The organism is Mycobacterium saskatchewanense, from assembly GCF_010729105.1.
Taxonomy (GTDB): Bacteria; Actinomycetota; Actinomycetes; order Mycobacteriales; family Mycobacteriaceae; genus Mycobacterium; species Mycobacterium saskatchewanense.
The window spans coordinates 5,033,050-5,055,161 of the sequence record NZ_AP022573.1; the positions used below are offsets into that span (position 1 = coordinate 5,033,050).

Here is a 22,112-nt window from a genome sequence, read left to right on the forward strand (position 1 = left end):
TTTTACATAACGATTGTGCGTCACCGCCGGTCAACACGCCTAAAGCGGACAACCGCCGCCATGACACCATGAAGCCCGTGCCGGATCAACGCACTCCCGCGGTCGCTCCCGTCGCCCCCGTCGTGGCGATGGTGGGCGGCGGCCAACTTGCCCGCATGACGCACCAGGCCGCGATCGCGCTGGGGCAGACGCTGCGGGTGCTGGCGACCGCCGCCGACGAGCCGGCCGCGCAGGTCACCCCCGACGTGGTGATCGGCTCGCACACCGAGCTGGACGATCTCCGCCGGGTCGCCGCGGGGGCCGACGTGCTGACCTTCGACCACGAGCATGTGCCCTCCGAGCTGTTGGACAAGCTGGTCGCCGAGGGCGTCAACGTGGCGCCGCCGCCGCAGGCCCTGGTGCACGCCCAGGACAAGCTCGTCATGCGGCGGCGATTGGAGGCGCTCGGCGCACCGGTACCGCGATACGTCGGCATCGCGAGCCTCGACGACCTGGACGGTCCCGATGGTGTGGCCGCCTTCGTCGCCCGGGTCGGGGCGCCGATCGTGGTCAAGGCGGTCCGGGGCGGCTACGACGGCCGGGGCGTGCGAAGGGCCCGCGACCTGGCGCACGCCCGCGACATCGCGGGCGAGTACCTGGCCGCCGGGGTGCCGGTGCTACTCGAGGAGCGGGTGGAGCTGCGTCGCGAGCTGTCGGCCTTGGTGGCCCGGTCGCCGTTCGGGCAGGGCGCCGCGTGGCCGGTCGTGGAGACGGTGCAGCGGGATGGCATCAACGTGCTGGTGATCGCGCCCGCCCCGGAGCTGTCCGGCGACGTGGCGTCGGCCGCGCAGAACCTGGCGTTGCGCCTGGCCGCCGAGCTCGGCGTGGTCGGCGTGCTCGCCGTGGAGCTGTTCGAGACGCCCGGGGGCGACCTGCTCGTCAACGAGCTGGCGATGCGGCCGCACAATTCCGGCCACTGGACCATGGACGGCTCACGCACCGGCCAGTTCGAGCAGCATCTGCGCGCGGTGCTGGACTACCCGCTCGGGAGCACCGACGCGATCGCGCCGGTAACGGTGATGGCCAACGTGCTCGGTGCGCCGGTCGAGCCGGCGATGACGGTCGACGAACGGCTGCACCACCTGTTCGCGCGGATGCCCGACGCCAGGGTGCACCTGTACGGCAAGGTCGAGCGGCCGGGGCGCAAGGTGGGCCACGCCAACTTCCTGGGCACGGACATGGCCGAGCTGCCCGCGCTGCGTGAACGTGCCGAGCTGGCGGCACACTGGTTGTCACACGGGCAATGGACGGACGGATGGGACCCGCATGGGTAGTGCTGACCGGCCTCGGGTCGGCGTGATCATGGGCAGCGACAGCGACTGGTCGGTGATGGCCGACGCCGCGACGGCGCTGGCCGAGTTCGACGTGCCGGCCGAGGTGCGGGTGGTCTCGGCGCACCGCACCCCGGGCGTGATGTTCGACTACGCGCGCGGCGCGGCCGACCGCGGCCTCGAGGTGATCATCGCGGGCGCCGGCGGCGCCGCGCACCTGCCCGGCATGGTGGCCTCCGCGACGCCGCTGCCGGTGATCGGGGTGCCGGTGCCACTGGCGCGGCTGGACGGTCTGGACTCCCTGCTGTCGATCGTGCAGATGCCCGCGGGTGTCCCGGTGGCGACGGTGTCCATCGGCGGCGCCCGCAACGCCGGCCTGCTGGCCGTGCGCATCCTCGGTTCGTCCGACCCCGCCCTGCGGGCCCGCATAGCGGAGTTTCAGGCCCAGCTGGCCGAAAGCGTCCGGGCCAAGGATGAGGCGGTGCAGGAGCTGCACGGTAAAGTTACCGGTCAGTAGCGCGGTGACGACGCGGCCGGTTTGCGGCCGCCGGGGAGCCGGGCACGATGGAAGCGCACGAGGAGGCTTGAGATGGCTGGTTGGGCCGGAAACCCCACCTTTGATTTGTTCCAGTTGCCCGAGGAGCATCAGGAGTTGCGGGCGGCGATCCGTGCGCTGGCGGAGAAGGAGATCGCTCCGTATGCCGCTGATGTGGATGAGAATTCGCGGTTCCCGCAGGAGGCGCTGGATGCGTTGAACGCGTCGGGGTTCAACGCGGTGCACGTGCCCGAGGAGTATGGCGGTCAGGGCGCGGACTCGGTGGCGGCGTGCATCGTCATCGAGGAGGTGGCGCGTGTGGATGCGTCGGCCTCGTTGATTCCGGCGGTGAACAAGCTGGGCACCATGGGCCTGATCCTGCGGGGTTCGGATGAGCTGAAAAAGCAGGTGTTGCCGTCGATCGCCGACGGGGCGGCGATGGCGTCGTATGCGCTTTCCGAGCGGGAAGCCGGCAGCGACGCGGCTGCGATGCGGACCCGGGCCAAGGCCGACGGGGATGACTGGATCCTCAACGGCGCCAAGTGCTGGATCACCAATGGCGGCAAGTCGTCGTGGTACACGGTGATGGCGGTGACCGACCCCGACAAGGGCGCCAACGGCATCTCGTCGTTCATGGTGCACATCGACGACGAGGGGTTCACCGTCGGCCCGAAGGAGAAGAAGCTCGGCATCAAGGGCTCCCCGACGACCGAGCTGTACTTCGAAAACTGCCGGATCCCGGGGGACCGGATCATCGGCGAGCCGGGGACCGGCTTCAAGACGGCGCTGGCGACGCTGGACCACACCCGTCCGACCATCGGCGCCCAGGCGGTGGGCATCGCCCAGGGCGCGGTGGATGCCGCGATCGCCTACACCAAGGAGCGCAAGCAGTTCGGCCGCCCGGTCAGCGACAACCAGGGGGTGCAGTTCATGCTCGCCGACATGGCGATGAAGGTCGAGGCCGCGCGGTTGATGGTGTACCACGCGGCCGCGCGCGCCGAGCGCGGCGAGGGCAACCTGGGCTTCATCTCCGCGGCGTCGAAGTGTTTTGCCTCCGACGTGGCGATGGAGGTCACCACCGACGCCGTCCAGCTGTTCGGCGGGTACGGCTACACCTCCGACTTCCCGGTCGAGCGGATGATGCGCGACGCCAAGATCACCCAGATCTACGAAGGCACCAATCAGATTCAACGCGTGGTGATGTCGCGGGCACTCCTGCGCTGACCGCAGCGATAAGATTCCCCAGGGCAACCATTCGGGGTGGTGGGCCACACGTAAAGTCAGCGAGTCAGCGTCGGCGCACCGGCCATCCGGCCGGCACGTCGCCACAGAGCAAAGGGTCATATCGCGGCCAGGGGGTGTCCATTGACCGACATGGCGTCCCGTTGTGTCCACGGCTGACCGGGAATTGATGCCGGTGCGCGCTCCAGTCACCCCGGCCGCCCACTGGCGGTCGCTGTCCTTGCTGTTGGTCGAGGACGACCGTGCCGATGCGGTGCTGGTGGAGGACCTGATCGCCAACGCGGTCACCGACATCCGCGTGGTCTGGGCCCAGTCGATGGCCCACGCGGAGCGCGAACTCGCCACGGCCCGCCCCGATTGCGTGCTGCTGGACCTGCACCTACCCGACGCCAACGGGATCGATGCGCTGGACCGGATCGCCAAACACGACGCCACCGTCCCCATCGTCGTGCTGACCGGCCTGAACGACGAGTACTTCGGCGCGTCGGCCGTCGCGGCCGGCGCGCAGGACTACCTGGTCAAGGGCCGGGTCGAACCCGAGATGCTGCGGCGCGCCCTGCTGTACGCAATCGAGCGCAAACGCGCCGAGCTGATCGCCGCCGACCTGCACGCCAGCCAGCTCCGGGCCCGTGAGAATGCGCTGCTCGAGCGGGGCCTGCTGCCGTCGCCGTTGCTCCTCGACAACCCCGGCCTGGACATCGTCGCGCGCTACCGGCCCAGTCGCGAGGACGCGTTGTTGTGCGGGGACTTCTACGACGTCGTGCAAACCCCCGACCGGGTCGTGCACGTCCTGATCGGCGACGTCGCCGGTCACGGGCCCCACGAGGCGGCCCTGGGCGCGGCGCTGCGGATCGCGTTCCGCGCGCTGACCCTCGCGGGCGTGCGCGGCGTCGCACTGATGCGCCAGCTCGAACAGGTGCTGCACTCGGAGCGCACCGATACCGCGGTGTTCGCGACGGTGCTCAGCCTGGAGATCGAGCCCGACAGCCCCCGCATGACCGCGGTGCGCGCCGGGCATCCCGGGATGCTGCTGCAGCGCGACGGCACCGTGAACTGGATCGAGCCGCCGGCCGGGCCTGCGCTGGGGCTGCGGGCCGGTGACTGGCCGCAGCACGAGCTGGAACTGGCCGCGGGCGAGGGCCTGCTGCTGCTGACCGACGGGCTCTTCGAGGGGTATTCGGGCCGCGGCATTGAACGCCTCGGCGAGGACGGCCTGCTCGCGCTGGCCCGGACGCACGCGCACCGCCCCGGTCCGGAGTTCGTCGACGCCCTCATCGACGGGGCGCAGGAGCTCGCCCAGCCGCGCGGGGGGCTGACCGACGACATCGCCGTGTTGCGCATCGAGCGGACCGGCGAGTGAACGCTCTCCTGGGCCGGCTGCGGCCGTCGCAGCTCACCGTGCGGGGCTGGCAGGCGCTGACGTTGCTCGTAATGGGGGCGACGGTGCTCGCCGGTGCGGTGGTTGGCGCGGTGCTGCTGCGGCACACCGACGCGATGACGCGCGAACTCACCGACGGCATCCAGCCGGCGCGGGTCTCGGCCGGCCAGCTGCAGGCGGCGCTGCGCGACCAGGAGACCGGCATCCGGGGCTACCTGATCGCCGCCGACCGGCAGTTCCTGACGCCTTACTACGATGGCCAGCACACCGAACGGGCGGCGGCCGACGACATCCGGCGCCGCCTCTCCGGGCGCGACGACCTGATCGCCGACCTGGACGCGATCGAGCGGGCCGCCGTGAGCTGGCGGGCGAACTATGCCGAGCCCGCGATCGCGAGCGTGGCGCCCGAGGGCCGCAATCTGACCAACCGGCCGGCGACGGAGCGTGGCAAGGCCGAATTCGACCATCTGCGTTCGCTTTTCGACAAGCAGAATGCGGACCTGTCGGCGGCCCGGGCGGACGCCGCCGAGGAACTTAACCACACCGATGGGTGGCGCAACCGGGTGTTGATCGCCATGGTGTTCGTCTTCTTCGGCACGGCCGCCCTGCTCGGTTTCCTGGTGCGCGACATGGTCGCCCGGCCGCTGGCGACGCTCGCCGCCGCGTGCCGCCGGATCACCGAGGGCAACTTCGAGGAGCAGATCGTGCCGCCGAAGCGGCCACGCGACGTGCGGGAGATGGCGATCGACGTGGAGAACATGCGCAAGCGGATCGTCGACGAGCTCGAGGTGTCCCGCGCGGCCCGGGAGCGGCTGGACGAGCAGGCCGTCGAGTTGCGGCGGTCGAACACCGAGCTCGAGCAGTTCGCCTACGTCGCGTCGCACGACCTGCAGGAGCCGCTGCGCAAGGTGGCGTCGTTCTGCCAGCTGCTCGAAAAGCGCTACGGCGACAAGCTCGACGAGCGCGGTGTGGAGTACATCGCGTTCGCCGTCGACGGGGCCAAACGCATGCAGGTGCTGATCAACGACCTGCTCACCTTCTCCCGGGTCGGCCGGCTGAACACCCTGCAGACCGAGGTGCAGCTCGACACCGTCCTGGACGCCGGGCTGGACAACCTGTCCGCCGCGATCGAGGAGGCGGGGGCGGAGGTCGTGCGCCCCTCGCAGCCCCTCCCACGAATCGTCGGCGATCCGATGCTGCTCACGATGCTGTGGCAGAACCTCATCGGCAACGCGGTCAAGTTCCGGCACAAGGACCGCCCGCCGCGCGTCGTCATCGAGTGTGAGCGGGGCGCCGACGAGTTGTTGTTCCGGGTGTCGGACAACGGCATCGGCATCCCCCAGGAGTTCGCCGACAAGGTCTTCGTCATCTTCCAGCGCCTGCACGGCCGGGACGTGTACTCCGGAACGGGTGTCGGGCTGGCGCTGGTCAAGAAGATCGTCGAGCACCACGGCGGCACCATTTGGATCGACGCGTCCTACACCGAAGGGACCCGTTTCGTGTTCACCATCCCGGCCCCCGCGCCGGTGGCTGAACCCGCCCCCGCTTTGGAAGGAGCGCGCGAATGACATCGGCCGGTAGAGCCATCGAGATCCTGCTCGTCGAGGACGACCCGGGGGACGAGCTCATCACCCGGGAGGCGTTCGAGCACAACAAGCTCAACAACAACTTGCACGTCGCGCACGACGGCGAGGAGGGGCTGAACTTCCTCTACAAGCGCGGCGAGTATGAGGGCGCCCCGCGGCCCGACCTGATCCTGCTCGACCTGAACCTGCCCAAATACGACGGGCGTCAGCTGCTCGAGAGGGTCAAGTCCGACCCCGAGTTGTCGCGCATCCCGATCGTGGTGCTCACCACGTCGTCGGCCGAGGAGGACATCCTGCGCAGCTACGAGCTGCACGCCAACGCCTACGTCACCAAGCCCGTCGACCTCGACCAGTTCATCAACGCGGTCCGGCAGATCGACGAGTTCTTCATTCAGGTCGTACGGCTTCCGGGGATTTAGGGGTCACGAGGCGGGCACCGGCTTGTAGCCGCGAAACATAAACGAGCGCGAACAGTTTCGGCGTGTCGTCGCAGACGTTCATGTGTCGCGGCGATTTGACGCCGGTGCAGCCCTATGTTGCGACCCGCGGCTCGGCCAGGACCTCGTCGTTGTGCTGTCCCGGCGCGGGTGGCGGCTCGGTGGCGACGGCGTCGAAGCTGGAATACCGCGCCGGGGTGCGGATGACGGTGACCGCCTCGGTCTCCGGGTCGCCGCCCCCCACGCGCAGGGCGAGGTCGTTCTCGGCGAACAGCGGGGTGTCGACGACCTGCTTCCAGCTGTAGGCGAGGCAGGCCATCAGGCCGCCGTCCTGCAGCAGCTCGACCCATTCGGCGGCGGTCTTGGCGGCCAGCGCCGACTCGAGTTCCTCCGTCAGCTCGGGGTAGTTCAGCGCCCTGGAGCGCTGGTCGGCGAACCGCTCGTCGTCCAGCAGGTCCGGCCGGCCGATGATCTCGCACAACTTCGCCCAGTGCTTCGGCACGTACGCGCTGATCACCAGGTAGCCGTCGGCGGCCTTGAACGCGTCCGACGGCTGGGTGGCGAAGCCAACGCCCTTGCGCCGCTTCGGCTTCGGGCCGGCATCGGGCTTGGGGGCAGCGCTGGGCTTGTTCAGGTGGATGGTGAGCTGGTTGGCCTGCAACCCCACCGCCACGTCGTACATCGCGACCCGGACCACGTCGCCCGCCCCGTGGCGCTCGCGGTTGAGCAGGGCGGCCAGCACCGCCTGGGCCAGCACGTGGCCGCTGGCGTTGTCGACGAGCTGGAACGGGATGATTTGCGGCTTGCCGTCGGGGGTGGGCATCCCGGTGGTCATGCCCGCTTCGGCGGCGACCATCAGGTCGACGCCCGGCCGGCTGCCGTGCGGGCCGTTGCCGCCGTAGGCCGACAGCCGCGCGTAGACGAGCCGCGGGTTGCGGGACCGCAGCTCGTCGGGGCCCAGGCCCATGCGTTCCATGACGCCCGGCCGGAACCCTTCCAGCACGACGTCGGCCGTGTCGGCCAGCCGCAGTACCCGCTGCCTGCCCTCGTCGGTGGTCAGGTCCACCGTCACGGACTTCTTGCCGCGGTTGTTGGGCAGGAAGTACGTCGCCAGCGGCGGGCGCCCGGGCAGGACCGCGGTGATATGCCGGGCGGCCTCGCCGCCGGGCGCCTCGATCTTGATCACCTCGGCGCCCAGGTCGGCCAGCACCTGTCCGGCCAGCGGCCCGGCGACGTTCTGGGTGAAGTCGAGGACCCGGAATCCGTCAAGCGGCCTGGGCGCCTTGTCGTCTGGCATGCGGGGCCTTCCCCCTAACCCGATTTGACCGCGATGCAGTAGTAATTCGTGGCGAATGGCGCGTCGGGGGCGTCGCTCTGCAACGGCAATCCGGCGTCGCCCAGCAGCTGGTTGAGCGGCGTGCGCACGGTCCGCCAGCCCCGTTCCTCCAGGAAGGTTGCGGCGTCGTTGCGTTCGCCGGGGAAGCCCAGGTCGCCGAGGGCGATGTCGAGGCCGTTTGCCCGCCACTTCTCGCTGGCGGCGTTCAACGCGTCCCCGTTCGTGCCCGAATTCTGGAACACCTCGGCCACCAGCCGGCTGCCGTCGGCGCTGAGCGCGCTGATCTGGTCCAGCAGCCGGTCCTGCGCCTCGGGCGGCAGAAACCCGAGCAGGCCCTCGGCGGCCCAGGCCGTGGGCCGCCCGGTGTCGAAGCCCGCGTCGGCCAGCGCCGCCGGCCAGTCGTTGCGCAGGTCGATCGGCACGAACCGGACTTCGGCGGTGGGCCGGGCGCCGAGCTCGGCGATGGTGGTCGTCTTGAACTCGATGACTTCGGGCTGGTCGATCTCGAACACGGTGGTGCCCGCCGGCCACGGCAACCGGTAGGCGCGCGCGTCCAGGCCCGAGGCGAGGATCACCACCTGGCGGATGGCGGGGTCTTCTTCGGCACCTGCCTCGGCGAAGAACGCGTCGATGTATCGGGTGCGGGCGGCCAACATGTCGGTCATGCGCTGCATGCCCCAGGGCGCGCCGGGGACGTCGACGTCGGCGGAGTCGAGTTCGCCGCGGGCCCAGCGGGTCATGAAGTCGACGCCGACGGCTGCCACCAGCGGCTCGGCGAACGGGTCGTCGATCAACGCGTCGCGGGTGGCGCGGGCCCGCCCGGCGGCCACCATGGTGGCGGTGGCTCCTACGCTCGTCGCGAGATCCCAGGTGTCATTTTCGGTGCGGCCCATTGCGGCAAGTCCCCTTCCGGTCTACTGATTAGCCAGAATAACGACACCGAGCGCGCGCACTCACGGGGACCAAAGACCCGCCCGGTAGTGGCATTGCGCCCTTCACCGCGCGGGTTCTCGACGGCAGCATCGACGTGTGACGACGACTTCGGGTTTGGTCAGGCGCGTGGCGCTGGAAGCGTATTCGCTACTGCTGTACGTGCGGTCCGGCGGCATGCGGCTGCTGCCGCCCGGTGAGGTGCTGCCCGTGCTGCGCGCGGTGGAACGCTACGGGCTGCTGGGGGCGGCGACGGCGATCACCGCCGGGCGGGATGCGAGGGGATTGGCGCTGATCGACGAGCGCGGGCCGCTGAGTTTCGCCGAGCTGGACGCGCGGACCAACGCGTTGGCCAACGAATGGCGCCGCCTGGGCCTTGGCCCCGGCGCCAGTGTCGCCATCCTGGTGGGCAATCACCGCGGCTTCCTGGAAGCCGTCTTCGCCGCCGGCAAGTGCGGTGCGGGCGTCCTACTGCTCAACACCGGCTTCGGCCACACCCAGCTCGCCCAGATGGTCACCCGCGAAGGGGCGGATCTCCTCGTCTACGACGACGAGTACGGCGAGGTGGTTGCCGACGTCCACCCGCGGCTGGGCCGCATCCGCGCCTGGAGCGACGTGCCCGCCCCTGACACCCTCGACGCGCTGATCGCGCGCGGCGATCGCACCCCGCCGCCGCGCTCCGGCGGCCGGCCCAAGATCGTCATCTCGACCAGCGGCACGACCGGAGTCCCGAAGGGCGCCGCCCGCTCGGAGCCCTACTCGCTGATACCGGTCGGCGGCCTGCTCGGCAAGGTGCCGTTCCACGGCCGGGAAGTGACCGAATGCTGCGTGCCGCTCTTCCATTCGATGGGGTTCAGCCACGCGATGTACGCGATGGTGCTGGGTTCGACGCTGGTATTGCGCCGCCACTTCGACCCCGAGCAGGCCTTGGCGAGCGTGGCCGAACACCGGGCCAGCGCCATGGTCGTCGTTCCGACCATGCTGCGACGCATCCTCGATCTCGGCCCCGAAGCGTTTGCGGCGCAGGACCTTTCCGCATTGCGCATCGTATTCGTCGGTGGCTCCCAGCTGAGTGCCGCCCTGGCCACCCGCGCACTGGAGGCGCTCGGGCCCATCGTCTACAACATGTACGGCTCCACCGAGGTCGCCTACGCCACCATCGCCACGCCCGCCGACCTCGCCGTCGCGCCCGGGTCCGTCGGCGCGGTGGTGCCCGGATCGATCGTCAAGGTGTTCACCGAAGACCGGCGCGAAGCCCCCGCGGGCACGCCCGGCCGCATCTTCGTCGGCAACGTGCTCGCCTTCGAGGGCTACACCGGCGGCGGCACCAAGGAGTCGATCGGGGGCCTGATGTCCACCGGTGACGTCGGTCATTTCGACGGGGACGGCAGGCTCTTCATCGACGGCCGCGACGACGAGATGATCGTCTCCGGCGGGGAAAACGTCTACCCGGGCGAGGTCGAAGAGGCGCTGGCCCACCATCCGGGAGTGTTCGATGTCGCGGTCATCGGCGTCGAAGACGAGGAATTCGGGCAGCGCCTGCGCGCCTACATCGTCCCGCGTCCCGGCGCGGCGCTGACCGAGCAGGATGTCAGGGACTACGTGCGAAACCGGCTGGCTCGCTTCAAGGTTCCGCGCGATGTATTTTTCGTCGATGCGTTGCCGCGTAACGCGGGTGGCAAGGTGCTCAAGCGCCTGCTGAACGGGGGGGCGGTCACCGACCGGTCGGGGTCGCTGAGCGGTTGCACGAAAAAGCTTGAGGTGAGCAGATTCTCAAGCGATCGCCCACATAGCAATGGAATTAACTGACTTAACACCGCTAGCAATGGTGAGGGTGGGGCGGACCAGGTGGTTTCTTGCCATGGGGACGAGACGACCAGGTGCCTGTCGTTTACTGGCTCACGATGGGCGGCACAGCGCGAATATTCCTGTGCTACAAGGATGTTCCCCATCTCAGGTCATCCCGGGATAGCTGACTTAACGCGGCTAGCTTTGGCGAAGGGTGGTACGACCAGGGCTTCTGTCGTGGTTGGACGGGGCTGGGCGGTCTCCTCGTGTTAACCGGGCTTCCCGCACTATGACATGTGAATGAGATTGCACTACAAGGCTTCCGTAATTGCCACGCCCTCGTTTTCGATGCGTTGGGCGCGTAGAGTTCATCTCGGGGTAACCCGGCGCCGCTAATGTCGGTCGCACCAGGGATGCCGATAGCGGTTTAGGGAGGGGTCTCAAAGTGGTTCTGTCAGTTGTTCCCCCAGTTCTTGCGGCTTTCGCCGCGACGAACGCGGCTGCAGGAGAGTCAATCTCAGCCGCCGGATCGGCCGATTCGGCAGCCATGATGGCGGCCGCCGCTGCGGCCATCGGACCCATCGGTGCGAGTTACCTCGCGGCCTACGGGCCCGCGCAGGCTAACAACCTGGCGGCGACTCTGCTCGTGGGCGACGTGCACCAGGCGATTGGTGCCGCGACGGAGGCGGCGAATGCGTCATTCGCCGCCGCCGACGAGTTGTGACGTTGGCCGGCAATGTCGTTGGCACCCCAAGCCGCGCTGGTTCCGCCACCGGCCCCGGCAACTTCGACAGCACCCGTCAACCCGACGGGTCAACTGGCCCAGACACTGCCCGGATTCGACGCCGGGCCCACCATCGATGCGCATGAGTCAGGGCTCGCCGATTACCTGAATCAGCCGGTCCACAACATCATCGCGCGTCTCGGGCTGCCGGGTGCGCCGCCGGCGCAAGCGGCGCCGCCGGCGGACCCGAACCCGGCTGATCCCAATGCCTCGCCCGCATCGGGGGCGGCCAGCCAAGTACCTGGCATGCTGGCCGGGCTGTTGACGGAAATGATTCAGCCGGTGACCGACGCGCTCGGGATGCTGGGGCCCGGAATGTTCGAAAACCTGGATCCGACACAGATGTTCGGTGGGATTTCGCAAGCACTCGAGTCTGCCAGCCAGCCCGTGCAGCAAGCCCTGAGCGAAATCGACGGTGTGTGGCAAGGGGCGGCGGCCTCCGCCGCGAGCGCGCAGACCAACGCTGCCTTGTCGGACGGCACTCAGGTCGCCAATCAGGCGGCCGCGCTGGGTGCCAGCCTGTCCACGGTAGCCGCGAACGTGCAGGAGGCCGGGGCTCAGCTGGTCGCCATCGCCAACGAATTCTTTGCGACGATAGCGGCGATAGGTCCCAACATCATCTTCCCGTGGGGCATCGCAGAGGCCATCGCGGCCGCCAACCACGCGGTCACGATGGCCACCGCGGTCATGACCGAGTTGCAGAGTTCGTTGGCCGCCGAGGCGGCCAACGTGACCGCGATCGGCGCGCCGGTCTCGGTGACCTCGGCGCAGTCAGGCGGCAACCTCGCCGCTTCCGGCGCGACGGCGACATCGGCGACTACGGCATCGCAGTTCGGGGAGAATTTCGCGCTCGCACCGGCCGCGGCGGCGGCAGCCCCGGCCTCGGCGGTCGGAGCTCCGGCGGTTGGCGCCCCGGCCGCCGCGGCATCCCTTCCGTCGTCGTTCGCACCCACGATGCTGCAGGCCGTCGCCATGCCGGCGATGAGTGGGGTGAGCGCGGCAACCGGAGCCCTACAGGGCGGTGGGTCGCCCGCGTCGTCTCCGTCTGCCGCGCCCCCGGCAACGGACCACGGGGCGGGCGGGTCCCCCGGCGCGGGGGCCGGTGCGGGGAGACCGGGGTTCGGTGGCGGCGGGGGTGGCGGGGGTGGCGCGGCCGGCGGTGCCTTGCCCGAGACCATCGAGTCGCGGCTGGCCGAACCGCTGGTTCCCGGGACCGACCCGGCACCGATTGCGTCAACCGCTGACGCCGCCACTTCCGGGGCCATGGGTGGAGCGCCGATGATGGGCGGCGCCCCGATGGGATTGGGCGCGCGGGCCGGTGCGGGGAAAAGCCACACTGCCGCGGCGTTCCTGCACACCTCGGACCAAGGCGATGAGATCGTCGGCGACCTCGGCAGCGTTGCCCCGTCGGTCATCGGGGACCTCGATAGCGGTGCCAGCCCGGATATTGAATTGAGAATCTAGAAAGGGAGTTTCGCATGACACGCTTCGATGGTTTCCGGATGGAGCCCGCGGAGGTGGCCGATGCCACCAGGCAACTTGACGACTTGGCCACGCGGGCGGAAAAGCTGATGCAGGCCGAGGCGCCCAACCTCGCGGTCACTGCGGCGGGGCGCGACGAGGTGTCCGAACGGGTCGCCTCGACACTGAACGACGTCCACGCGGCCTTCGGGAAATCCACCGACCAGGCCACCAACCAAATGCGGCAAATCTCGGCGACTTTGCGCGCTCACACCGACAACGTCGTTGCGGCCGAGCAGGATTTCGCTGTCTGACTAGCCGGCTCGGCTGCACCGTCAGCCCCTTCGTCGGAAAGGAGGTCAAGGCATGGGGTTCACCAACGTGGCCTGGGAATCGCGAAGCGCGGAGCAGCTTGCCCGCGATCTCACCGACGGCCCCGGGCCCATGTCAGTCGGAGAGTCCGGCGCCGCCTGGGTGCGACTGGCCGACGAATGGGCCAGCATCTCTGAGGAATACGACAAGGTCGTCGAAAAGATCAAGGGTTCGTTCGCCAGCCAGGGCGCCGATCAGGCGGCGCGCAAGCTGGAGGAGTTCGGCAAGTGGCTGCAATCGGTCAGCCTGAGCGCGGCGGCCAATGGGGAACGGGCCGAGGAGGCGGCCGTTGCCTACAGCGTCGCCGTCCTTGCGATGCCCACTGTTTCGGAGGCCGTCGAGGCCCGGACCACTCACGACATCATGGCTTCCCTGGCCGCCTACAACGGGGCGATCCTCAACGGGCAATTCGCCGAGTTCGACCAGTCGGTGACGGCCCATCAAGCCACCGCGTCGGCGGCGATGTATCAGTACGAGCAGGCGTGTGCGGAGATAGCCGCGCCATGGGAACAGCCAATCCCGCCCGAGGTTTGTAGCGGCGCTGCGCTCGAAGCCGAGCGCGACGCCAAAGGCGCCGGCGAAGCCAAGAGCGGTGGGGCCATGCCGAACGGGACTGGCGGTGCGGGGACGGCGGTTGCGCCGCCGCCGCTGGCGCCATTCCGTGCCGGACAGGTGAAGTCGACCGGCAACTCGAAGGCCTCGCGCCACGCTGAACTCACCTCCGGGACCTCCGGCGCGGCTCCCATGGGCGGCGGATACGGTCCCATGGCCGCGCTCGGGCGTGGCAACAGCGCTCGTGAGCACCAGCCCTCTTTGGCGGCTACTCTCGATGGCGGCGGAGAGCCGGGCGCGGGGCTGTCCTCCACGGACTCGTCCTGGTTACCCGCAACGCAACAAAGCGACGTGCCGTTCACCGTGTCTCATGTCAGCTGGGGCCCGAGCACTTCGGTCTTCGACCAGCTCCCAGAACCTGTCGAGCCGGAGCCGCCGCAGTTCGCCGACGCGCCGCAACCGACTCTCGAGCAGGTGTCCGATCGTTGGGTGTCGCCGCCGGTGATCGGGGTGGACAAGAGGTTGACGCTGTGAGCACGGCGCTGTCACACCAAGTGACCCTCACCGACGATCAACTACGGGTGGTGGCGACCCGCATTGGCATGCACGACCTTCCGGCGGTCCTGGCGTCGCGGCCTCGTCACGCGACAGTCGCCGTTCGGGAGGCGGCGTATGAGCGGGCCGCTCGGCAACTATTCGCGCACAACCTGATCGTCGGCGGCGCCGTGCATCCAGAACTGGTGCCGGTATTGCAGGCACTGCACCGGCCGGAGCGCGAACTCGCCATGCGGGTGGTGACTCCCGACGGCACGGCGCGTATCAGTGTCGTACGGCGAGGCGCCCTGTGCGTGCTCGCGCGCCGGATCGCCGATGAGATCTTATTGCGAACCGTCGGACACGGGATCGAATGGCACGACGTGGCTTCGGCATTACTTGCCGAGCTGCCCCAGGCCGGGCCGGCCGATGTCCATCCGGTGGCGGCACCATTGCAGGAGATGGCGGAAAGCCTCTCCGGCACACATGATTGCGTGGAGCTCGCGGACCGAATCCGGGCCTTGGGCGCCGAACCGCATGTCGCGATGCTGCTCGGTGCGGCGTTGTCGTCGCGGCAGGCATTTGGCGAAATCGTCTACTACGCGCTCGCCGGGGCCGAGGATCGGATTTCCCGCGGGCCCGCGGCGGTCGCGGTGTTCTACACCAAACGTGGACGCGTCATCGGGGTGCCGAGTGTCTCCCCTACAGGTCAACTGTGGAGCACGCTGAAGGGCGGCTCCGACCATGCACTGGCGCAGGCGCTCGGTCAACTGGTCGAGCTTGCCGATGAGGGCTGGTCGACTCTCGGCGGGAATGAATTTTGACACAACGCTATTCGCATTCCCGCGGGTGTAGCAAACAGGTAAATGAGAAAGGAACAAGAAAACAAAATGACACTGTCCCTTACGCAGGCGGAAGCGCAGTCGAAGCTTTCCCAGATCCAGGACGCCCGCAATCAGGCGGTGGCGATACTGGGGAAGATCGCCGACACGCAGCAGTCCATGCTCGGTGCGAGCTGGAAGGGCGGCAGCGCAACCACTTACGGCAACACGTCCTCGCAACAGCAGGAAGACGCCCAGCAGATCATCAACTACCTCAACCAGATCGTCGACACGGGATCAGCGCAGATCCGCAGCGTCGCCAACATGGACAACAGTTAAGAGGAGCAGCGACACCATGAGTGAAATTCTCTACAATTTCGGCGCGAACAACGCCTCGTTGGACGATGTCAACAGCAACATCAACAGCATTCAAGAAGTCCGCTCCGACATCAACAATCTGTTCAGCGTGCTGGCGACCGTGTACGAGGGCGCCGGCGCGACCGCGCTGAACCAAGCCCACCAGAACATCGACTCGATGTTGGACGACATGCTCAACAACATGTCCATCACGCAGCAGCAAGCGCAGGATCAGCAGGCCGCCATGCAGGCTCTGGACCAGCAGAACGCCTCCGCGTTCTGAGGACCGCCGGGGAGGCCCGGGCTTGTCCAGCCGGCGAGCCCGGGCGTTCCCGCGCTGACTAGACATTTCCCGCACTGAACAGAAGGGATTCACCGACAATGGCGAGCAGCGGTTCGAACAACGATAATTCCGGCGGGTCGGGTGGGTCCGGCGGCTCGGGTGGGTCCGGCGGTTCGGGTGTGTCCGGCGGTTCGGGTGTGTCCGGCGGTTCGGGTGGGTCCGGCGGGTTCAACATCCCTGATCTGGTGGACGGCCTGAAGCAACTCCAGGACAGCGGGCCGGCCGATGTCAAGCTCTCATCCGAAACCCGGGACGCCTATCTCAACATCATCAGTACGTTTCGCGGTCAGCTACAGGCTCAGCTCACCGCCATCGGCAAGTTGGGTTCCCTGGGGAGCCCGGGCTCCCTTGGGTCGGCGAACCAGACCAAGAACAACCTCGAGATGGACGTCTCGGGCCTCGACGGTATCGAACAATCGATAAACCAATACTTGTCTTACCTGGACGAATTCTCGACGACGGTGAAGAAGGCCGCCGATCGTCTCCTGCAATCCGGATAAGGCCGGGGGATACGGCGGTGTCTCACCACAAGAAAGCGCTCACAGCCGAGCAGATCGACGACATGATCAACTCCGGCAAGCTCCCGCAGAACACCCCCGGAGCGGACTGGAGTTTGTTCGAAAGTCTCACGAACAGCGATGTTTCGTCGCTGACCACCTCGCAGGATGAGCTGCAGGACATCACCGGAACGACAAGTAACCCTGCCGCCGTTGCCGTCGAAGATTTCACCGGCGTGTCGTTTACTTCCATGCTCAACGATTTCCAGGGTGCCTCCGGAACCCTCGACAACGGCAACGGCGCTGCCCTGCAGCAGATCTCGGCCAATATCGTCAACGCGTCTGATGCCTTCCAGCAAGATCTCGCGACGCAGGACGCGCTGAACCAGTGGGTGGGCAAGACGCATGACGCGGCCATACAGAACATCAACCAGTCGCTCCCGGATGTGACCAACATCGCCATGGGCGCGAACGCTCTGGGCCTTCTGATAGACGCGTTCTCTCACACGATCTTCCAGACTCAGTGGTATTTGCTCAAGAACGCCGGCGGCTACAACGAGTCGGTTAGTAGGTGGCCGAACGAGATCGACGAGATCAACCAGGTCTACGACTCGTTTGCCCAAGACGTAATGAACACCGTCTACGCGCCAAACATCACGAGCATCGCGAGCAACAACCCCGGCTTCTCGACGCCCGCGTCCTCGACCGACTCCTCGTCGGTGCCACCGCCTATTCCAACGCCTACCCCTGCTCCTACTCCGCCGCCTACCCCTCCGCCCCCTACGCCACCACCTCTAGTCACCAACGACGCCGGATCCGGTGGGGCGATCCCGCCACCCGGAGACCCTCTCGGCGATTCGGGGAACACCGATCTGGCCGGGGGGTCGGGCAATTCCGCCGGGGGATCCGGGAACTTTCAGCTTCCCACCGGTGCCGCGGGGGCGGGGTCGGGCGACTTTGCCCTGCCCACTGGTGTCCCGGGGGCCGGGTCGGGCGACTTTGCCTTGCCCACTGGTGTCCCGGGGGCCGGGTCGGGCGACTTTGCGTTGCCTGGCGGTGATTCATCTGATGGGTCGGGTGATTTCCCGTTGCCCAGTGGTGTTCCGGGCGATGGGTCGGGTGACCTTGCGTTGCCTGGTGGTGATTCATCTGATGGGTCGGGTGATTTCCCGTCGCCCACTGATGTTCCAGGTGACGGATCGGGTAGCTTTGCGTTGCCCGGCGGTGATCCCTCCGCGGGGGGCTCGGGTGATTTCCCCTTGCCCAGTGGCGTTCCGGGGGCGGGGTCGAGCGATTTCGCACTGCCCAGCGGTGATTCGGCTGCGGGTAGCGGCAATTTCCCATTGCCCAGCGCGGCGGGCCTGTCCAACTCGCTCGGCGGGTCCGGCGGTGCCTTCAGCGGATCCGGCAGTCCCGGTGCGGGCCTTGGCGGTCCTACAACGCCCAATGGCGCGGGGGGGAATGGGGCTCCTCTCAGCGACATCAGTGAGCCCTCTGCAGGTTCCGGGAACCTTGTGCCACCCAACGGATCCGGCGCCAGCAGCCCGTTCGGCGGATCGTCCGGCGCTGCTGGCGGCTCGGGGAACCCAGCATCCGGGCTCAGCGGGTTGGGTCAAGCAGCCGAGGGGCTGGGAGAACCCCTGCAGCAGGCGCTGGGCGCAGCGCAGGGCCACCCGGGTGGCATGCCGGGCAGCGGCATGCCCGGTCCCGGCCCCAAAGATCTCGATGCGCTCGGTAAGCCCGGGGGCGGCGGTGGTCACGGCGCAGGCGCGGGCGCCGGTCTCGGCCCGAACGGCCACGACACCCTGGCGCCCGCAGGTGCGCCCGTGGCCGCCGCGAATAAGGGAACTCCGCCATCGGAGAACGCTTTGGCGCGTCCGGGTGGTGTGCCCTTGGGTGCCGGTGGTTCGCCCGGTGGAGCGCCGCCGGGCGGTGGTGGCGGGGGAGGACAGCGCGGGCCCGGCGGTAAGGAGCACAAGCCCAATAAGGCGTTGCGCCGCAAGAAGAACGGTGAATTCGTCCTTGGCGACGTCGATGCCGTCGTCCCCGTCATCGGCGACGATGGTCCGGACGAGGCCGAACCGCCCCAGCGCGCCCCGGCGCCACCGGTGCCTCAGACGCCTCGGCCGGCATCGGCGGGTGCCCCCCGTCGGCCTGCGTCCGAACAACGGACGGAGGTCGGTTGGTGACATCGCTGCGCTCGGTGGCAGTGCTTCGGCCTACTCCCCGACCTATCGCGGAGGGTGATCTGGGGCCGGACTGCTACTGGCGCGCCGTCTGTGAATATCCCGGTGCCACTCCGGCGGACATGGCGGTGGAGGCGGGAAAGGCTGCACTCGCGGCGGCGGACGCCGATGTCGATAGCGCCCGATGGTTGCTGCACGCGGGAGTCGGGCCGCAAGGGAGCCAGGGCTGGCCGGTGCACCACCACATTCAGAATGGCGTCGTCGGGGGCCACGGCAATGCGCTCGAACTGAAGCAGAACTGCGCCGGCGGGCTCACCTCTTGGTTGTTGGCCTCGCGGTTGCTCGACGGGTCCGGCTATGCGATCTGCACCGGCGCTGACAACTGGTCGTGGAGCGACCGATTGGCCACGTGCAGAGCCGTCGGAGGTGAACCCTTCTCTGACGTCGCTTATGCGACCGTCATCTCGCGGCGTGGGGGGTTCGCGAGACTGATGGGCAGTGGAACCGCCAGTTGCCCTGACTTGGCCGATGATTGGCGGATACACGATTCGTTCTGGCAGAACACCGGGACGGACGACTTTTACAATGCATATACGCGCGCGACCGCGTTGCGATCCGATGAGTCACTGCGCCAGTCGTTTCAGATGTTCGGGCACGCGATCAATTGCGCGTTGGCCGACGCGGGGATCAGCGCGCAATACGTCGATTACTTTGTGCCGCAAGGGTCGGACACCGGGCAGCCGTTCCGGTCGCTCGCCAACATCTTCGGGCTGCCGTGGTCGGAAGAACTGCACCGGCACACCCTCGACCACGGGTATCTGGGCGTGAGCACCCAGGCGGACGGACTTGTCTTCCTGGCCCGCACCGGCGGGCTCAAGAAGGACTCGATCGTCTTGTTGCTGGCCGCCGAGTACCAGTTGAGCGCCACGGCGGTTGTCCTGGGAGTCGTCAGCCCTCCCCAGGTGGCGGCGGAGGGAATGATGCAGGTGATCTCATGAGCGGGGTGTTGACGGGCCAGGTCGGAACCCTCGATCTCCTCGATGTGAATGCGATCAGCGAGTTTCACGGTCGTGACTTCCTGCCGTACCCCTTCATGTTCACCCAGGGGCCCCGCTTTGCCACCAGGGACGAGGCCGCCGCATATGTGGGGGCGGTTCCCGACCGGCTTCTCCATGGAGACCTGAATCGCTTCTTGGAATGCCTGATCGCCTACGACGCCGCCGATATCCGGGTGGAGTGCCGCGTGCAATACATACCGGCGGACACGCCGAGCCTGCGTTTGATCGGTTATAGGGCAGGCCATCTCGGCTTTCTCGCCTCCCAACACCCGGACGCTGATCTGATCGACGTCTACACCGTGTCGCCATACGACCTGGGTCAAGCGATTGCCGACGCTGTCTCGTTGAGCCAACCGGGCATGCATTCCGCGATCGTGATTCCCGAATATGTGCCGCGAGGGAAAGTCGAGTACGACCGCGGGGACTTCATGGTGCACGACAGGCCGGCGTCCGAACTCGGTGTCACCGTTCCCGCAAGCGAAGTGACCGCCTATGCCACGGTTCAGAGTCATTGGCGCCCGACACGAAGGTGGGGACTTGACCGGGGTAAACGCGCCCTGGTGTGGGTGCGGGTCAACGATGACGGCGAGTACATGTATGTGTCGGACCAGTCCCATGCGCGGCCCATGACCAGGCCGGCACTGCGTGAAGAAATCGACCGACTCATCGCCGATGACGTCGCGATCCTGCGGGAGTTCCGACGTGACTAGATGTGCAAGGGAAAGGGGTTGACGTGGACAACGACGCCGTAGGCCATGACTTCGCTCATGTGCTGTCGTTGGTGCAGGACCAGATGCACGAGCTCTCAGTGATGCAACAAAAGCGGGCGGCACTCTCCGCGACGGCGACTGCCGCGGACGGGACCGTCCAGGTGACCGTTGACGCGCAACGTATGGTGACCAGGACGGTGATCGACGAGTCGTATCTGGAGGACTATGAGTTCACCGATCTCGGCGATCACATCACGACCGCGGCGCAAGAGGCCGTACAGGAGATCGAGAGACAGGCGGCCGCCTTGATGGCGCCCCTGAATGAACGGCGCCAAGAGATCTCATCGCTGTCAAACCTGGTTGTCGACATCCCACAATTTGGAGATCTCATCTCCGGGCCGAACCCACTGTCGTCGGCCGCGCCACAACACCGTCGTGTCGACGGCGACAATGACGGCATCGACGACTTCTCGTCGTATCCATCGGTGAGGAGATAGCCGTGGCTGACTCGCTCAGCGTCAATCCGGACAGCATGCGGACCGCAGCCGCCAATGTCGAGGACGTCGCTACGGAGATCAAGGAGGTGCTGACCTCACTGAGTGGTCAGCTGGGCGCTCTCGGTTCGTCTTGGGGGGACGATTCGATCGGCCACCAATTCGCCAATGGCTCCAGCGGCTACCTCGCACAGGTGGACGAAGTCAACGAGGCGATCAAGGATGCGGCCGAGCAGTTGGACAGCATCGCACAATCTTTGACGGCGTCCGCAAGCAACTTCCAAAATCTGGACGGCCAGCCCGGGTCTGGTGGCACGGGGAACGTCCTGCTCACCAACGGGCCAGGAAGCTCCGGAGGTTCCGGCGGATCTGGATCGGGTGGCGACGGCGGGAACGGATCCGGCGGTTCCGGCGGAAGCGGACAAGTGCTCACGACGATGCAGACTCAGCTGCTGCCTGAGCTGCCGCGCACGTCGACGCCGACGGCTTCTGCGGTGCCGGTGCAGCCGGAGGTGGCGGGGATGCCGGTGAATTCGGTGTTGGCGTCGGGGTTGCCGGTTTCGCCGACGACGTTGTCGGCTGGGTTGCCGGGGACGGGGTTGTCGCCGACGGCTTCTGCGGTGCCGGTGCAGCCGGCCGTGGCGGGGATGCCGGTGAATTCGGTGTTGGCGTCGGGGTTGCCGGTTTCGCCGACGACGTTGTCGGCTGGGTTGCCGGGGACGGGGTTGTCGCCGACGGCTTCTGCGGTGCCGGTGCAGCCGGCCGTGGCGGGGGCGCCGGTGAATTCGGTGTTGGCGTCGGGGTTGCCGGTTTCGCCGACGACGTTGTCGGCTGGGTCGCCGGGGACGGGGTTGTCGCCGACGGCTTCTGCGGTGCCGGCGCAGCCGGCCGTGCCGGGGATGCCGGTGAATTCGGTGTTGGCGTCGGGGTTGCCGGTTTCGCCGACGACGTTGTCGGCTGGGTCGCCGGGGACGGGGTTGTCGCCGACGGCTTCTGCGGTGCCGGCGCAGCCGGCCGTGGCGGGGGCGCCGGTGAATTCGGTGTTGGCGTCGGCGGTTCCGCCTCAGCCGGGCACGACCGCACCTCCGGCTACGGTGACGCCGCCGCCCCCCGGGTCGCCCGTCGATGTCGGTAATCTCCTGACCAGCGCACTGCCGGCGGGCGCGACAGCCTTGCCGATCAACTCCGACTCCCTCCTCCAGATCCTCGAGGGCCTGACCGAGCCGGCGGGTGAAGGTGTCAGTGCCGCAATGCAAGCCATCCAATCCGGCTCGAAGCCGGACCCTGGCGCCCCGCCTAGCCCAACCACACCCGGCCACCCCCCGGGTCCGGCCACCGCGACCGAATAGCGCCCTTATGCGACCCGCGTTCGGAGCTGTACTGGCAGCATGAGGATCTCGG

22 protein-coding genes are annotated in these 22,112 nt (G+C 67.8%); 20 read left to right on the forward strand and 2 right to left on the reverse strand.

The features are described from left to right. The first annotated feature begins 68 nt into the window (after positions 1-68). From G6N56_RS23730 to G6N56_RS23755, 6 genes are all read left to right on the forward strand, one after another. A complete protein-coding gene (locus tag G6N56_RS23730; protein ID WP_085255952.1) occupies positions 69-1,313 on the forward strand; it encodes a 5-(carboxyamino)imidazole ribonucleotide synthase in 1,245 nt (414 codons plus the stop codon). Further along, positions 1,306-1,827, forward strand: a complete 522-nt coding sequence (gene purE / locus G6N56_RS23735) for a 5-(carboxyamino)imidazole ribonucleotide mutase (RefSeq protein ID WP_085255953.1) — start codon at positions 1,306-1,308, stop codon at positions 1,825-1,827. The genes G6N56_RS23730 and purE overlap by 8 nt, the downstream gene beginning before the upstream one ends. Positions 1,828-1,899: 72 nt before the next feature. Then, positions 1,900-3,069: an acyl-CoA dehydrogenase gene (locus tag G6N56_RS23740; RefSeq protein WP_085255954.1), complete on the forward strand. Its 1,170-nt coding sequence runs from the start codon at positions 1,900-1,902 to the stop codon at positions 3,067-3,069. A 187-nt stretch (positions 3,070-3,256) separates the two neighbouring features. Further along, entirely contained in the window at positions 3,257-4,447 is a 1,191-nt protein-coding gene (locus G6N56_RS23745) for a PP2C family protein-serine/threonine phosphatase (RefSeq protein WP_085255967.1), read from the forward strand. Positions 4,448-4,518: 71 nt separating this feature from the next. Beyond that, positions 4,519-6,033 (forward strand): sensor histidine kinase, encoded by a 1,515-nt coding sequence (locus tag G6N56_RS23750; protein ID WP_085255968.1) that lies wholly within the window; start codon positions 4,519-4,521, stop codon positions 6,031-6,033. Continuing rightward, the gene (locus G6N56_RS23755; RefSeq protein ID WP_085255955.1) at positions 6,030-6,470 is read left to right on the forward strand and encodes a response regulator; all 441 of its coding nucleotides are present in this window, start codon (positions 6,030-6,032) and stop codon (positions 6,468-6,470) included. Before G6N56_RS23750 ends, G6N56_RS23755 begins: the two co-directional genes overlap by 4 nt. Positions 6,471-6,582: 112 nt before the next feature. On the opposite strand, the gene G6N56_RS23760 is transcribed toward G6N56_RS23755, so the two are convergent. Next, complete coding sequence (locus tag G6N56_RS23760) at positions 6,583-7,785, reverse strand: CaiB/BaiF CoA transferase family protein (protein ID WP_085255956.1); 1,203 nt, start codon at positions 7,783-7,785, stop codon at positions 6,583-6,585. A 14-nt stretch (positions 7,786-7,799) separates the two neighbouring features. Continuing rightward, positions 7,800-8,717, reverse strand: coding sequence for a class I SAM-dependent methyltransferase (locus G6N56_RS23765; RefSeq protein WP_085255957.1), 918 nt, complete (start codon positions 8,715-8,717; stop codon positions 7,800-7,802). A gap of 136 nt (positions 8,718-8,853) precedes the next feature. Here G6N56_RS23765 and G6N56_RS23770 point away from each other — a divergent pair, with 136 nt between their 5' ends. The 14 genes from G6N56_RS23770 (at position 8,854) to G6N56_RS23835 (ending at position 22,060) form a co-directional block, all read left to right on the forward strand. Then, positions 8,854-10,563 (forward strand): AMP-binding protein, encoded by a 1,710-nt coding sequence (locus G6N56_RS23770; RefSeq protein ID WP_085255958.1) that lies wholly within the window; start codon positions 8,854-8,856, stop codon positions 10,561-10,563. A 526-nt stretch (positions 10,564-11,089) separates the two neighbouring features. Continuing rightward, positions 11,090-11,266, forward strand: coding sequence for a hypothetical protein (locus tag G6N56_RS29280; protein ID WP_232069138.1), 177 nt, complete (start codon positions 11,090-11,092; stop codon positions 11,264-11,266). A gap of 12 nt (positions 11,267-11,278) precedes the next feature. After that, a complete protein-coding gene (locus G6N56_RS23780) occupies positions 11,279-12,790 on the forward strand; it encodes a hypothetical protein (RefSeq protein WP_163645166.1) in 1,512 nt (503 codons plus the stop codon). 14 nt (positions 12,791-12,804) lie between these two features. Then, complete coding sequence (locus tag G6N56_RS23785; RefSeq protein ID WP_085254277.1) at positions 12,805-13,101, forward strand: PE family protein; 297 nt, start codon at positions 12,805-12,807, stop codon at positions 13,099-13,101. A gap of 52 nt (positions 13,102-13,153) precedes the next feature. Beyond that, positions 13,154-14,245, forward strand: coding sequence for a PPE domain-containing protein (locus G6N56_RS23790; RefSeq protein ID WP_085254276.1), 1,092 nt, complete (start codon positions 13,154-13,156; stop codon positions 14,243-14,245). Next, positions 14,242-15,069, forward strand: coding sequence for an ESX secretion-associated protein EspG (locus G6N56_RS23795; RefSeq protein WP_085254275.1), 828 nt, complete (start codon positions 14,242-14,244; stop codon positions 15,067-15,069). The genes G6N56_RS23790 and G6N56_RS23795 overlap by 4 nt, the downstream gene beginning before the upstream one ends. 66 nt (positions 15,070-15,135) lie before the next feature. Then, on the forward strand, positions 15,136-15,405 hold the full coding sequence (locus G6N56_RS23800) for a hypothetical protein (RefSeq protein ID WP_142280452.1): 270 nt from the start codon (positions 15,136-15,138) through the stop codon (positions 15,403-15,405). 16 nt (positions 15,406-15,421) lie between these two features. After that, positions 15,422-15,706: a hypothetical protein gene (locus tag G6N56_RS23805; protein ID WP_085254273.1), complete on the forward strand. Its 285-nt coding sequence runs from the start codon at positions 15,422-15,424 to the stop codon at positions 15,704-15,706. A 179-nt stretch (positions 15,707-15,885) separates the two neighbouring features. After that, positions 15,886-16,266: a hypothetical protein gene (locus tag G6N56_RS28585; protein ID WP_180150403.1), complete on the forward strand. Its 381-nt coding sequence runs from the start codon at positions 15,886-15,888 to the stop codon at positions 16,264-16,266. 17 nt (positions 16,267-16,283) lie between these two features. Beyond that, complete coding sequence (locus G6N56_RS23815) at positions 16,284-18,452, forward strand: hypothetical protein (RefSeq protein WP_142280451.1); 2,169 nt, start codon at positions 16,284-16,286, stop codon at positions 18,450-18,452. Further along, positions 18,449-19,447: a beta-ketoacyl-[acyl-carrier-protein] synthase family protein gene (locus G6N56_RS23820; RefSeq protein WP_142280450.1), complete on the forward strand. Its 999-nt coding sequence runs from the start codon at positions 18,449-18,451 to the stop codon at positions 19,445-19,447. The genes G6N56_RS23815 and G6N56_RS23820 overlap by 4 nt, the downstream gene beginning before the upstream one ends. A gap of 8 nt (positions 19,448-19,455) precedes the next feature. Continuing rightward, complete coding sequence (locus tag G6N56_RS23825) at positions 19,456-20,217, forward strand: ESX secretion-associated protein EspG (protein ID WP_163645167.1); 762 nt, start codon at positions 19,456-19,458, stop codon at positions 20,215-20,217. Positions 20,218-20,240: 23 nt separating this feature from the next. Next, on the forward strand, positions 20,241-20,714 hold the full coding sequence (locus G6N56_RS23830) for a YbaB/EbfC family nucleoid-associated protein (protein ID WP_085254268.1): 474 nt from the start codon (positions 20,241-20,243) through the stop codon (positions 20,712-20,714). A 2-nt stretch (positions 20,715-20,716) separates the two neighbouring features. Continuing rightward, a complete protein-coding gene (locus G6N56_RS23835) occupies positions 20,717-22,060 on the forward strand; it encodes a WXG100 family type VII secretion target (protein WP_163645168.1) in 1,344 nt (447 codons plus the stop codon). Positions 22,061-22,112 lie beyond the last annotated feature (52 nt).